This window comes from Phenylobacterium sp., from assembly GCF_036677185.1.
Classification (GTDB): Bacteria; Pseudomonadota; Alphaproteobacteria; order Caulobacterales; family Caulobacteraceae; genus Phenylobacterium.
Genome location: NZ_JAKFEN010000039.1, coordinates 21,027 through 33,409 on the forward strand (window position 1 = coordinate 21,027; position 12,383 = coordinate 33,409).

Genomic DNA, 12,383 nt, shown 5'->3' on the forward strand with positions numbered 1-12,383 from the left:
ATCTGATGGTCGCCAAGCCGCGGGGCTCGCGCCGGACCCTGACCCACGCCAATCTGGTCGCCCTGGGCGCCGAGCGGCTGGCCGACCTCGCCATGGAACTGGCCGAGGAACAGCCGGTGGTGAAGCGCCGCCTGCGCCTGGAGCTGGCCGCCGCCGCCGGCCCCGACGTCCTGGCGGGTGAGATCGACAAGGCGCTGGCGACCATGGCCAGCCGGCGCGGCCGGGTGCCCTGGCGCAAGTACAAAGCCCTGGTGCTCGACCTCGACCTGCAGCGCCGCCTGATCGCCGGCCAACTGGCCAAGGCGTCGCCGGCGCTGGCCTTCGACCTGCTGGGCCGCTTCCTGGGGATCGCGGAAGACGTGCTGGATCGGGTCAACGACGCCCGAGGCGAGGTCGCCGGCGTCTTCGAGGCGGCCGCGGAGGATCTCGGTCACCTCGCCCCCACGGCCGGGGTCGCCCCGCCGGCCATGGCCCAGTTCGCCCTGAAGGCCCTGCGCGATCTCGTGCCCCGGCTGGCCGTGGCCGTGCTGGCCGGCGTGATCCAGGGGCTCGATCCCCCGGCGGTCGCCTGGCTGCGCCAGGCGGTGGCCGAACTCGACCCGCGCGGACCCGGCGCGCGCACCCACCTGCGCCTGGCCAGCCAGATGCTCGCCGACGCCGCCGGCGACGTGGCCGGCTATGCGGCGACCCTCTCGGATCGAGAGACCGCCACCCCTTGGGGCGCGGCCCAGATCGGCGCGCGGCTGCTCACGGCCGGCCAGCCGGAAGAGGCCCTGCGGGTCCTCGAGACGGGTGCGCCGTCGAACCTTCGCCTCGAGCCGCCCTTCGGCAAAGGCCTGCCCCCCCTGCTCCGCCTGCCCGGCGGCCCGGAATGGCTGGCCGCCTATGAGGCGGGCCTGGAGGCGCTCGGCCGCAAGGACGACGCCCAGGCCCTGCGCTGGGCCGCCTTCGAGACCGCCCTCTCGCCGACCCACCTGCGCGCCTATCTGAAGCGCCTGTCCGACTTCGACGATGTGGTGGCCGAGGACCGCGCCCTGGCCCTGGCCATCGATTTCCCCGACGCCGCCCAGGCCTTGGACTTCCTGACCATCTGGCCCGCCGTGAACCTGGCGGCGCGGCTCGTGCTCGCCCGTTCGGCGCAGCTGGATGGCGGCCGGGTCGAAGTCATGGAACGCGCCGCCCAGGCGCTCGAGGCGCGCCATCCCCTGGCCGCCACCCTGGTCCGGCGCGCCATCATCGAGGCGGCGGTCCGCGGCCGTCCGCCGGAATGGCGCGATCTGGTGAAGCATCAGGCCGCGGCCAATGAGAGCCTGGAGGGGCAGATCGCCGACTGGGGCGAGGTCGATCCCCCAGCGCGCTTTCGCGAGCGTGTCCGCCGCATGGTCTGATCCTGCCGATCAGGAGGGATCGCCGGCCATCTGGGCCCGCCAGCTTTCGGGCAGGTTGAAGCGCACGGCGGGCTTGGGCGGCTCTGGAGCCGTCGGCGCGGGGAGCGTCGCCACCGCGATCGGTGTGGCCTGCGCCACCTGCACCGGCGGGCGCGGAGGCGGCGCCGGGTCGTCCCACTGCGCCACCTGTAACGGCGGCCCGTAGCAGCCATTGGCCGAGGCGAAGCCCTTCAGATAGGCCCGCCGGAGCTGCCCGGCCTCGCGCCCCTCACGCACCTTCTGATCCTGGCGCGACGCGCCGGTCAGCCAGCGCACCGCGCCACGGAAGGGGATGACGTCGCGGGTGATGTCGGCCAGGGCGCCCAGCACCATGGAACGGCCGCCCGACTTCGGGGCCGCGGCGCCGTCGCCGCGATCGGGACCGAGCGCGGCCTCCAGCGGCGCGATCATCGCCGCCAGCTCGGCGCAACTCGCCTTCTGTGGATCGAGATAGGGCGCTTCCTGCGCGCCGGTCAGGGACTTGGGCGCCTTGTCCCTCATGAGGTTCAGGTCCCGCAGGGGCGCCAGCAGCGCGCCCTGCAGGGTGGCCTGGCTGGCCTCGTCGGAGGTCCGCGGCTGCACGGTCTGGGCCTGAGCCGCCGCCGCGCCCAGCAGGGCCGCTCCAGCGCATCCGACGCCGACGATCCAGCGTCGCGACCGCCTGCGCATTGTCCGATCCAGCATCTGCTTCGAGGCCTCGGCTCTCGCCGTGACATCTCCGAGTGACGTTCCACAGGTGATGAGCGCGGCAATCGCCTGGGGGTTTCATGGCACACGCCTTTCGTGAAGGCCGGCGCGGCGGCGCGAAGGCGTCTAGGGCAGCAAAACCACGTTGTCCGGCAGCTCGTTCGGATTATCCCCCGCCCGCGCGGGGACGTGCTGCGCCAGGATGTCGACGCAGAGGCCGATGGCGGCCTCGAAGCCCTCGGCCGGGCGGCCGGCCTTGAAGCCCTCCATCAGCCGCGTCATCGCCGCGTCCCAGACCTGGCCGTCCACCTTGGCGGCGATGCCGTCGTCGGCGATCAGCTCGGCCATGTGCTCGTCGATGGAGACATAGATCAGCACCCCCGTCCGCTCGCGGGTGGATTGCAGGCTCTTGGCGAGGAACTGCTCGCTGGCCCGGCGGCGCACACGGTGGCGTTTCAGCGCCCGGGGCGTCAGCAGGCGGCGCACAGGCGGCAGGGCCGCCAGGATCGCAACCACCACGAACAGCACGCCCTGCAACAGGATGGCTCCGGTGAGCGCCGAGCGCGCGGCGGTCGTCGCGATGTCGGACATCTGGGCCGCCGTCCAGCCCTGACCGAGCTCCGGGGCGGCGACCTGGATTCCTGCCGCCAGCAGCAGGGCCGGCGCCACCAGCGCCGCGACCGCCGCCCAGGCCAGGGGGATCTCCAGATAGTCGGAGCTCTCCTGCGCCACCACGCAGTAGATCTCGCCCGAGGTGCGGGTCTCGCCCTGGCGGATGGCCGCCTGGATGCGGGCGCGGTCGGTCTCGTTCAGCATCTCACCAACTCCCCGAGGCGCCGCCGCCGCCGCCCGAACCACCGCCGCCGGAGAACCCGCCGCCGGAGCCGCCGCTCCAACCGCCGCCGCCGCGGCTGCTGCTGGACAGGATCAGGGGCAGCAGCCACCAGAGCCCGCCGCCGCGCCGCCGGCGACGCCCGAACAGGCCGAAGACCCCGCCCAGCACCCAGAACAGGATGAGCAGGATGAAGATCAGCGGCGGGCCGCCCGAAGCGCCGCTCGCCTCCTGCGGGGCCGCCGCGGCCGCGCGGGCCTCGTCGTCGGGCAGGGACAGCTGCCGGATGATGGCGCGGGTCCCGTCGACCACGCCGTCTTCCATCTTGCCGCTCTTGAAGGCCGGCAGGATGCGCTGCTGGATGATCAGGCTGGAGAGCGCGTCGGTCAGCACCGGCTCCAGGCCGTAGCCAACCTCGATGCGGACCTTCCGGGCGGTGGGCGCGACGATCAGTATCGTCCCGTCGTCGCGTTCCTTGTCGCCGATCCCCCAGGTGCGCAGCAGCTGGTAGCCGTAGTCCTCGATCTCGTAGCCCCGCAGGTCGGGCACGGTGGCCACCACCAGCTGGCGGCCGGTCTTGGCCTCCAGGTCGGCGAGTTCGGCGGTCAGTTCCTGCTCGGCGCTGGGCGACAGCAGGTCTGCGCCGTCGACCACCCGGCCGGTCAGGGGCGGGAACTTGGGCGCCGCGGCGACCGCGCCCGTCGACAGCACCAACAGCGCGAGCGCGCCCAGGACCGCGAGGAAGGCCCGCGGTCCCCTCAGCAGGGTCATTGGGCCGGAGCGGGCGCCGGGGCGGCCGGGGCGGCCGGGGCGGCGCTGGTCCCGAAGTTCACACTGGGCGCGGTCTGGGCCGCGGGGCTGGCCTTGAAGGTCTCCATCGGCTTGGCCCAGCGGTGCACGGTCCCGGCCCACAGGGCGCCGGGGAAGGTGCGAATCTCGGTGTTGTAGTCGCGGACCGCCTCATTGTAGTCGCGCCGCGCGATGGTGATGCGGTTCTCAGTGCCCTCGAGCTGGCTCTGCAGGGCCATGAAGTTCTGGTTCGACTTCAGGTCCGGATAGGCTTCCTGGATCATCATCAGCCGGCCAAGCACGCCCGAGAGCCGGTCCTGAGCCTCGGCATAGGCCTGGAAGGCGGCCGGATCGGTGATGGTCGAGGCGTCGACCTTGACCTGGGTGGCCGAGGCGCGGGCCTCGGTTACTTCGACCAGGACCGACTTTTCCTGCGCCGCGTAGCCCTTCACCGTCTCCACCAGGTTGGGGATCAGGTCGCTGCGGCGCTGGTACTGGTTCTGGACCTCGGCCCACTGGGCCTTGGCGCGTTCATCCTTGGTGGGGATCGTGTTGATCCCGCAACCGGCGATCAGGACCGGCGCCAGCACCAGCAGGGCCAGGCGTGCGAAGCGATTGCTGAGTTTGGACAAGGACGAGCTCCCCAGAACATGTCAGCCAGGGTCGCCTGGCCCGTGAATAATTGGCCCCCGCTTCGTTCCCGCGCAATGACTCCGAGGTTAAGGTCTCGTCATGCTGGCGCTGGGGGGCGAATGGCGGAAGTCCGACCTTACTATTCCGAGAAGGGCCTCACGGCGACCTTCTACGACCTGACCACGGCCATGGACCCGAGTCTGGCCGGCGACATTGATATTTATCGCTCGCTCGTCCCGGCGGGCGGTTCGGTGCTGGAGCTGGGCGTCGGCACCGGCCGCGTGGCCTTCGCCCTGGCGGAAGCCGGGCTCTGCGTCACCGGGATCGACCTGGCCCCCACCATGCTGGTCCAGGCCCGGGCCAAGCTGGCGGCGGCCGATCCGCAGGTGGCCGCGCGGCTGACCTTCCTGCAGGGCGACATGGCCGCGCTCAACGTAGCCGGGACCTACGACGCGGTGATCTGCCCCTATTTCGGCCTGGCCCACCTGCCGGCCGGGGCGGCCTGGCGCAATGTGTTCGCGGGGGTGGCCAAGCGTCTGAAGCCCGGCGGCCTCTGGGCCTTCCACCTGCCCTCGGCCGAGCGGATGGCCCAGGCGCCGGCCACGCCGCCGGACCGCCCGGTCTTCCAGGCCCCGCTCGACGCCAGCGGCCGCCGGCTCTCGATCTTCATCCACGCCCGGAGCGCCAAGCCGGGCGTCGGGCGGTTCGACCAGATCGTCGACCATGTGGTGATGGGGCCGAAGGGCCAGGTCGAGCGCCGGGCCCGGGAGCGGATCAGCTACTACGCCGCCGATCCGGCCCCCTACGCCCTGGCCGCGGGCCTGGTCCTAGACCGTCCCGCGATTGACCTGGGCGGCGTCGGCGCGATCCACGTGTTCCGCCGCGACTAGGGGCTTCAGCCCGAACAGGGGCCGCAGCAGGTTCACCCGCCGGACGAGTTCATAGGTGGCGAAGCAGGCGGCGAAGGTGCCGGCGACCAGGATCGCGGCCTCTAGCGCCTGGTTCAGGCCCAGCCGGGCGAGATAGTGACCGGCCACCACGATGAAGGTCTGGTGGACGATGTAGAACGGGAACACCCCCAGGGTCAGGTAGGTCAGGACCGGACCGCCGCGCGTGAGGTGCTTGCCGCCGAAACCCAGCACCGCGGCGATGGCGAACCACTGGTCCAGGGCGAAGGCGGTCTGGCGGGCGATCTCGCCCGTGGTGATCTCGTCGGTGTCCGGCAGGAACCAGCCCAGGGCCGCATAGGCGCCGTAGCTCGCCATCGCCAGCAACAGGGCCGGCCAGCGCAGGGCGATGAACCGAGCCTTGAGAACCTCGGACTTGGCGATCAGGAAGCCCAGCAGGAAGACGCCGAACGAGACCGCGTGATTGTACCAGTCGTCGATCAGGGCGTGGGTCACCTCGAACATAGGGAACAGGGTGGCGCGCAGGACGACCAGGACGAGGACCGGCCAGACCAGCAGGCCCCAGCCGTCCAAGACCCGCTCCACGCCGCGGTCCAGGGTCGCCACGACGCCGCGGCCCCATTTGAGCGCCGCCGCCAGGATCAGGCTGTAGAGGAACAGATAGACCACGAACCACATGTGATTGTAGGTCGGCGTGATCAGCGGCTCACCGCCCGGCCGCCAATGGCCGCTGGCCGTGACGTACTTGCCGTAGAACTCGGCGAACGAGCCGGCATAGGCGAGCTTCTCGACGATCTCGTAGTAGGTCTGCGGCGGCACGATCACAAACACCGCCAACAGGATGGGCGGCAGCAGGCGCGCGGTTCGCGCCTTGGCCAGGTCGCCGGCGCTGAGCTTGTCGGCCATGAACCGGGTGGCCGCCCCGGAGACCAGGAACAGGAGGGTCAGGCGCCAGGGATTGGTCAGCCACATCAGGGGCTGCAGCCATTCCACCGGATGCGGCGACTTCACGTGGAAGTCCCAGGGCACGTAGAACATGCCCACGTGGTAGAGAATCAACAGGAAGAACGCGCCGACGCGGATCCAGTCGAGGTCGGGACGGCGCTCTGAAGAGACGGACGGGGTCACGGCATCACCCTATGCGGAAGCTCGATGTTCGACCATCGGCGGGCAGGATTGCTCGTGAAAAGCGCCTCGGGGCGTGCGGCGCCGGACCGGTGACGAGCGGAGGGGCCCGGTGACGAACGGCGATCAATCCGGGACGGACAGGATCTTCTGGCGCGCCCTGCCGCTGTTCGCCGCGGCGATCTTCACGCTCAACACGATCAACACCTTCACCGCCATCCAGGATCGGCCCGACGTGCCCTGGATATATCCGGCGGTGTCGCAGGCGACGAGCGCGATCACCGCGGTGGCGTCGATCTGGATCGCCTGGCTGGCCTACCGGATCGCTCCGGTCGACGGCCGGCCGCGCTGGCGCGTCCTCATGGTCCACACCCTCGCGCTTCTGGCCTTCTCGGTCTTCCACGTGGTCGGATTCTATTACCTGCGGATGCTGACCTTCGGGCTGCTGGACCTGCCCTACGAATACGACCTGTCAGGCCGCTTCATCTACGAGCTGCGCAAGGACGCCTTCGGCTACGTCGTCGGCACGACCGCCTTCTGGGGCATGACCCGGCTCTACGGCCAGGCCCCGTCGACGACGGACGGGCCCGCCACCTTCGACATCCGCGACGGCGCCAGGGTGACCCGGGTCGCTCTGGCGGACATCCTCGCGGTCTCGTCGGCCGGCAACTATGTGGAGTTCGCACTCGCCGACGGCCGCAAGCCGCTGATGCGCTCGTCGCTCTCGGCGGTCGAGGCCGAGCTCGGCCCGCGGGGCTTCGTGCGCACCCACCGCTCCTGGCTGGTCAATGTCGCCCGCGTCACCGAGCTGCGGCCCGAGAAGTCCGGCGACTACAGCGTGGCCCTGGGGCCGGTCGAAGCGCCGCTATCGCGCCGCTTTCCCGAGGCCCTGGCCCGCCTGCGCGCCGGTTGAACCTTTATCCGGTAGATACCGGATTAGAATAGCCGTATATACAGGATGATGCTGTCCACGACCGAGATGGGCCGGCTCTGTTTCGGCCATCGCAGCCGCCGCGCCGCGCGCGCCGTGACGCGGGCCTTCAACCTGCGCCTGCGGCCGCTGAACCTGCAGATCACCCAATTCATCCTGCTGGGCGCCATCGCCCGGGGCCAGGACCAGTCCATCGCCGCCATGGCCGACTATGTCGACGTCGAGGCCTCCGCCCTGCTGCGCAATCTCCGGCTGCTGGAGCAGCGCGGCCTGATCGAGAGCGAGGGTGGGCGCGGGCGCAAGGGCCGGCGCTTCTCGATCACCCAATCGGGTCTCGACCTGATCACCGCCGGCGTGCCCCTCTGGGTGGACGCCCAGGCCGACCTCGCGCGCGCGCTCCACGGAAGCGCCGCCCAGACCCACGCCGCCCTGGCCGACCTGGAACAGGCCGCCCAGGCCATGGCCAAACTCGAAAGGTAGAGTGATGCGTAGAATCGTCGTGACCGGACTGGGCGTCGTCTCGCCCCTGGGAACCGGAACCGAGATCGCCTGGAGCCGGCTGATCGCCGGCCGCTCGGGCCTGTCGCGCATTCCCGAGGACCTCGCCCCCGACGTCCCGGCCCAGGTGGCCGGCCAGGTCAAGGACAAGGCCGCCGACCCCGAGGGCGGCTTCGACCTGGACGCCGCGGTCCCGGGCAAGGACCAGAAGAAGATGGACCGGTTCATCCAGTTCGCCCTGGCCGCCTCCGACGAAGCCATCGCCCAGGCCGCCTGGGCCCCGGCCAGCGCCGCCGAGCAGGAAGCCACCGCCACGGTGATCGCCACCGGCATCGGCGGCTTCCCGGCCATCGCCGAGGCGGTGCGGATCACCGACTCGCGCGGCGTGCGGCGGCTGTCGCCGTTCACCGTGCCGTCGTTCCTGGCCAACCTGGCTTCGGGCTGGGTTTCGATCCGCCACGGGTTCAAGGGACCGCTCGGCGCGCCGGTCACCGCCTGCGCCGCCGGGGTCCAGGCGATCGGCGACGCCGCCCGGATGATCCGCGCCGGCGAGGCCGATATCGCCGTCTGCGGCGGGGCCGAGGCCACCATCGACCGGGTCAGCCTGGGATCCTTCGCCGCCGCCCGCGCCCTGGGCTCGGCCTTCAACGACACGCCCGAGAAGGCCTCGCGCCCGTTCGACGCGGACCGCGACGGCTTCATCATGGGCGAGGGCGCCGGCATCCTGGTGATCGAGGAACTCCAGCACGCCCTGGCGCGCGGAGCCAAGCCCATCGTCGAACTGGTGGGCTACGGCACCAGCGCCGACGCTTTCCACCTGACCGCCGGCCCCGAGGACGGCGACGGCGCGGCCCGCGCCATGCGCACGGCGCTGAAACAAGCCGGGGTCGAGCCTTCGGCCGTCGGCCACCTCAACGCCCACGCCACCTCCACTCCCGTGGGCGACAAGGGCGAACTCGCCGCGGTCAAGGCGGTGTTCGGGACCGGCAAGGGCCCGGCGATCAGCTCCACCAAGTCGGCCACCGGCCACCTGCTGGGCGCGGCGGGCGGGCTGGAGGCGGTGTTCGCCATCCTGGCCCTGCGCGACGGGATCATCCCGCCGACCCTCAACCTCGAAACCCCCGACGAGGCGGCCGACGGCCTCGACCTGGTGGCGCTCACCGCCCGCAAGGCCGATCTCGACTATGTGCTCTCCAACGGCTTCGGCTTCGGCGGCGTCAACGCCAGCGTGCTCTTCAAGCGCTGGGAGGGCTAGCCGACAACCACCTGCTCCTCTCCCCATTCATGGGTGAGGGTAGGGTGAGGGGCGCGGCGCGCGGCGGCGCAATCTGGCCTCTCACCCCACTCAGCGCAGCGGAGACGCCCCCCTCACCCTACCCTCTCCCCCCGAAGGCGGGTGGAGAGGAGGTGACTGGAACGCCCCCCGCGTGACCCAAAGTGGTTGACAGGCCTGCCTTTGGCCCTTAAGCACCGCCGCTCGTTTTCGACCCCGGAGCTATTCACGTGAAGCGGACTTTCCAACCGTCCCGACTGGTGCGCGCTCGCCGTCACGGTTTCCGTTCGCGGATGGCCACGAAGAACGGCGCCAAGATCGTGGCCCGTCGCCGCGCCAAGGGCCGTAAGCGCCTGACCGCCTAAGACTCATCGGTCTTTAGGATAAGGTGTCGGCATGACCGGCGCCGCCCCGCCCATCGAACGCCTGAAAAAGCGCGCCGATTTCCTCGCCGCCGCGCGTGCGCCCTCCTGCGCCCGCGGCGCGGTGGTGCTGCAGGCTCGCGACCGGGCCGACGAAACCCCGCTCATTCGCGTCGGCTTCACCGCCACCCGCAAGGTCGGCGGCGCCGTGGTGCGCAACCGGGCCAAGCGCCGGATGCGCGAGGCCGCGCGGGTGCTTTTGCCGCAGCTCGCCAAACCCGGTCATGACTACGTCTTGATCGCCCGAGGCGGCGCGCCGACGCGTCCCTGGTTGCGTTTGCTTGACGATGTGAAAAGCGCGCTGATAAGCCTCGCGGCCGAAAGCGACGTCCCGTCCCGCGCTGATACGCGCGCCCCCTCCCCTTCCGCCTGAGCGCGCGTCCTTATGCAAGACAATAACAACCGCAACACGATCATCTTCGTGGTCAGCGCGGTCATCATCCTGATCGTCTACCAGATCTTCGTGCTGGAACCGGCGTCCAAGCGCCGCAACGCCGAACTGGGGCGGCAGAAGGCCGCCGCGGCCCAGGTCGCCGACGTCGCCGCCAAGCCAGGCGCCCTGCCGAGCGCCGCCCCGGGGACGGTGGTGGTGTCGCGCCAGGAGGCCGCCGCCGCCAGCGCCCGGGCGCCGATCGACAGCCCGGCTCTCTCGGGTTCGGTCTCTCTGCGCGGGGCGCGGATCGACGACCTGTTCCTGAAGGACTACCGCGTCAGCATCGAGAAGACCTCGCCGCCGGTGGAGCTGCTGCGCCCCGAGGGCGCGCGCCACGCCTTCTTCGCCGAGTTCGGCTGGACCGGCGCCAACCTGCCGGGCCTGCCCAACGCCGGCACCGTCTGGCAACTGGTCGAGGGGTCTGTCCTGGCGCCCGGCAAGCCGCTGGTGCTGCGTACGTCCAATGGGGCGGGCCTGACCTTCACCCGCAAGATCGAGGTCGATGACCGGTTCATGTTCACCGTCACCGACACCGTGGCCAATCTCGGCGCGGGATCGGTGGTGCTGGCGCCTTACGCCTCGGTTCAGCGCCAGGGCGTGCCTGACGACCTGGGCAAGAACCAGATCGTCCACGAAGGCGCCATCGGCATGCTGGACGGCAAGCTGCAGCAGGTGAAGTACGGCAAGTGGCTGAAGGAAGGCGGGCCGTCGCTCACCTCCACGGGCGGCTGGACCGGCATCACCGACAAGTACTGGCTGGCCGCGCTCATTCCCGACCAGACCGAGAAGGTGCAGACCCAGTACCGGGTGACCAAGGCCGCGGGCGGCCTGGACATCTATGAAGCCAACTATGTGGGCCAGCCGCACGTCATCGCGCCCGGCCGCCAGATCAGCGAGACCACCCGCCTGTTCGCCGGCGCCAAGACCGTGCCGGTCCTCAAGGACTACGAGGCCAAGCTGGGCGTGCCGCGCTTCGACTGGGCCGTGGACTGGGGGAACTTCTGGTTCATCACCCGCTATATGTTCGCCTTCCTCGACTTCATCTTCCGCCAGGTCGGGAATTTCGGCATCGCCATCCTGCTGCTGACCGTCGCGGTGAAGATCGTCTTCTTCCCGCTGGCCAATAAGAGCTACGAGTCGATCACCAAGATGAAGAAGGTGCAGCCGCAGATCGAGGCGCTGCGCACCAAATTCAAGGACGACCCGGCCAAGCAGCAACAGGAGCTGATGGCCCTCTACCAGACCGAGAAGATCAACCCGCTGACCGGCTGCCTGCCGATGCTGGTGCAGATCCCGGTCTTCTACGGCCTCTACAAGGTGCTGACGGTCACCATCGAGATGCGGCACGCGCCCTTCGTCGGCTGGATCCAGGACCTGTCGGCCAAGGACCCGCTGACGGTCTGGAACCTGTTCGGCCTGATCCCCTACGACCCGGCGGCCGTGCCTCTGCTCGGCTCGATCCTGAACTCCGACTTCCTACACCTGGGCCCGCTGGCCCTGCTCTACGGCGTGACCATGTGGTTCTCGACCGCCATGAACCCGCCCGCGCCGGACCCGGTGCAGCAGAAGATCTTCCAGTTCATGCCCATCATGTTCACCTTCATCATGGCGCCCTTCGCCGTGGGCCTCCTGATGTACTGGTGCTGGTCGAACGTGCTGACCGTGCTGCAGCAGTACGTGATCATGCGCCGCTTCAAGGTGGACAATCCCATCGACCAGATCATCAACAAGCTGACCGGCAAAGCAAAGGCCGCCGGGTGACCGACACCGGAGACTTCGACGAGGACGAACTGGAAGCCGGCCGGGTGCTGTTCGCCCGCGAGGCCAGCTTCCTGATGGGCGCCGTGGCCATCGACGGCCTGCCCGCGCCCGACCTCCCGGAAGTCGCCTTCGCCGGCCGCTCCAATGTGGGCAAGTCGTCGCTGATCAACGGCCTGGTGGGTCACAAGAAGCTGGCGCGCGCCTCCAACGAGCCCGGCCGCACCCGCGAGGTGAACTTCTTCGTCCTGGACGACCGCCTGCGCCTGGTCGACCTGCCCGGCTATGGCTGGGCCAAGGCCTCCAAGGCGACGGTGAAGAAGTTCCAGAACATGGGCCGCGACTATCTGCGCGGCCGCCCGAACCTGAAGCGCGCCTATCTGCTGATCGACGCACGCCACGGCCTGAAGGAGGTCGACAAGGAGCCCATGGACGCCTTCGACAAGGCCGCGGTCTCCTACCAGATCATCCTGACCAAGGCCGACAAGATCAAACCGTCCGAGGTCGCGGCCATGGTCGCCAAGACCCAGGCGGCCATCGCCAAGCGCCCCGCCGCCTTCCCGCGGGTCCTGGCCACCTCGTCGGAAAAGGGCACGGGCCTGCCCGAACTGCGCGCCGAGATCATGGCCGCCTGCGGGATCACGCTCACCTAGCTCGTCATCCCCCA

General features: G+C 70.2%; 14 protein-coding genes. 9 read left to right on the forward strand and 5 right to left on the reverse strand.

The window, feature by feature from the left end; genetic code table 11:
* The first annotated feature begins 5 nt into the window (after positions 1-5).
* A complete protein-coding gene (locus V6M51_RS20250; protein ID WP_332770052.1) occupies positions 6-1,388 on the forward strand; it encodes a DUF6880 family protein in 1,383 nt (460 codons plus the stop codon).
* Positions 1,389-1,397: 9 nt separating this feature from the next.
* On the opposite strand, the gene V6M51_RS20255 is transcribed toward V6M51_RS20250, so the two are convergent.
* The 4 genes from V6M51_RS20255 to V6M51_RS20270 all read right to left on the reverse strand — a co-directional run bounded on the left by V6M51_RS20255 (position 1,398) and on the right by V6M51_RS20270 (position 4,367).
* Entirely contained in the window at positions 1,398-2,096 is a 699-nt protein-coding gene (locus tag V6M51_RS20255) for a hypothetical protein (RefSeq protein WP_332770053.1), read from the reverse strand.
* Positions 2,097-2,240: 144 nt separating this feature from the next.
* Positions 2,241-2,930, reverse strand: a complete 690-nt coding sequence (locus V6M51_RS20260) for a TPM domain-containing protein (RefSeq protein ID WP_332770054.1) — start codon at positions 2,928-2,930, stop codon at positions 2,241-2,243.
* A gap of 1 nt (position 2,931) precedes the next feature.
* Complete coding sequence (locus tag V6M51_RS20265) at positions 2,932-3,717, reverse strand: TPM domain-containing protein (RefSeq protein ID WP_332770055.1); 786 nt, start codon at positions 3,715-3,717, stop codon at positions 2,932-2,934.
* Positions 3,714-4,367 carry a LemA family protein gene (locus tag V6M51_RS20270; protein WP_332770056.1) on the reverse strand — a complete coding sequence of 218 codons (654 nt, stop codon included), beginning with the start codon at positions 4,365-4,367 and terminating at the stop codon, positions 3,714-3,716. Before V6M51_RS20270 ends, V6M51_RS20265 begins: the two co-directional genes overlap by 4 nt.
* 120 nt (positions 4,368-4,487) lie before the next feature.
* Between V6M51_RS20270 and V6M51_RS20275 the strand changes: the two genes are divergently transcribed.
* Positions 4,488-5,258: a class I SAM-dependent methyltransferase gene (locus tag V6M51_RS20275; RefSeq protein ID WP_332770057.1), complete on the forward strand. Its 771-nt coding sequence runs from the start codon at positions 4,488-4,490 to the stop codon at positions 5,256-5,258.
* Here the strand turns inward: V6M51_RS20275 and V6M51_RS20280 are convergent.
* Positions 5,196-6,404 (reverse strand): acyltransferase family protein, encoded by a 1,209-nt coding sequence (locus V6M51_RS20280; RefSeq protein WP_332770058.1) that lies wholly within the window; start codon positions 6,402-6,404, stop codon positions 5,196-5,198. The genes V6M51_RS20275 and V6M51_RS20280 overlap by 63 nt on opposite strands.
* A 109-nt stretch (positions 6,405-6,513) precedes the next feature.
* Here V6M51_RS20280 and V6M51_RS20285 point away from each other — a divergent pair, with 109 nt between their 5' ends.
* The 7 genes from V6M51_RS20285 (at position 6,514) to yihA (ending at position 12,369) form a co-directional block, all read left to right on the forward strand.
* A complete protein-coding gene (locus V6M51_RS20285; RefSeq protein WP_332770059.1) occupies positions 6,514-7,314 on the forward strand; it encodes a LytTR family DNA-binding domain-containing protein in 801 nt (266 codons plus the stop codon).
* A gap of 45 nt (positions 7,315-7,359) precedes the next feature.
* Entirely contained in the window at positions 7,360-7,812 is a 453-nt protein-coding gene (locus tag V6M51_RS20290; RefSeq protein WP_305677030.1) for a MarR family transcriptional regulator, read from the forward strand.
* Between the two features lie 4 nt (positions 7,813-7,816).
* Positions 7,817-9,085 carry a beta-ketoacyl-ACP synthase II gene (fabF, locus tag V6M51_RS20295; RefSeq protein WP_332770060.1) on the forward strand — a complete coding sequence of 423 codons (1,269 nt, stop codon included), beginning with the start codon at positions 7,817-7,819 and terminating at the stop codon, positions 9,083-9,085.
* A gap of 248 nt (positions 9,086-9,333) precedes the next feature.
* Complete coding sequence (rpmH, locus tag V6M51_RS20300) at positions 9,334-9,468, forward strand: 50S ribosomal protein L34 (RefSeq protein ID WP_056731898.1); 135 nt, start codon at positions 9,334-9,336, stop codon at positions 9,466-9,468.
* Positions 9,469-9,499: 31 nt separating this feature from the next.
* Positions 9,500-9,898: a ribonuclease P protein component gene (rnpA, locus tag V6M51_RS20305; protein ID WP_332770061.1), complete on the forward strand. Its 399-nt coding sequence runs from the start codon at positions 9,500-9,502 to the stop codon at positions 9,896-9,898.
* A 12-nt stretch (positions 9,899-9,910) separates the two neighbouring features.
* Positions 9,911-11,719 (forward strand): membrane protein insertase YidC, encoded by a 1,809-nt coding sequence (yidC, locus tag V6M51_RS20310; RefSeq protein ID WP_332770062.1) that lies wholly within the window; start codon positions 9,911-9,913, stop codon positions 11,717-11,719.
* A complete protein-coding gene (gene yihA, locus V6M51_RS20315; RefSeq protein WP_305675306.1) occupies positions 11,716-12,369 on the forward strand; it encodes a ribosome biogenesis GTP-binding protein YihA/YsxC in 654 nt (217 codons plus the stop codon). The genes yidC and yihA overlap by 4 nt, the downstream gene beginning before the upstream one ends.
* Positions 12,370-12,383: the final 14 nt, after the last annotated feature.

What these genes read in the sequence shown, in the direction of transcription:
- rnpA (WP_332770061.1), top strand. Translation starts at nt 9,500, where the DNA reads ATGACCGGCGCCGCCCCGCCCATCGAACGCCTGAAAAAGCGCGCCGAT.
- V6M51_RS20260 (WP_332770054.1), bottom strand. Translation starts at nt 2,930, where the DNA reads ATGCTGAACGAGACCGACCGCGCCCGCATCCAGGCGGCCATCCGCCAG.
- V6M51_RS20265 (WP_332770055.1), bottom strand. Translation starts at nt 3,717, where the DNA reads ATGACCCTGCTGAGGGGACCGCGGGCCTTCCTCGCGGTCCTGGGCGCG.
- yidC (WP_332770062.1), top strand. Translation starts at nt 9,911, where the DNA reads ATGCAAGACAATAACAACCGCAACACGATCATCTTCGTGGTCAGCGCG.
- V6M51_RS20250 (WP_332770052.1), top strand. Translation starts at nt 6, where the DNA reads ATGGTCGCCAAGCCGCGGGGCTCGCGCCGGACCCTGACCCACGCCAAT.
- V6M51_RS20275 (WP_332770057.1), top strand. Translation starts at nt 4,488, where the DNA reads ATGGCGGAAGTCCGACCTTACTATTCCGAGAAGGGCCTCACGGCGACC.
- V6M51_RS20290 (WP_305677030.1), top strand. Translation starts at nt 7,360, where the DNA reads ATGATGCTGTCCACGACCGAGATGGGCCGGCTCTGTTTCGGCCATCGC.
- fabF (WP_332770060.1), top strand. Translation starts at nt 7,817, where the DNA reads ATGCGTAGAATCGTCGTGACCGGACTGGGCGTCGTCTCGCCCCTGGGA.
- V6M51_RS20255 (WP_332770053.1), bottom strand. Translation starts at nt 2,096, where the DNA reads ATGCGCAGGCGGTCGCGACGCTGGATCGTCGGCGTCGGATGCGCTGGA.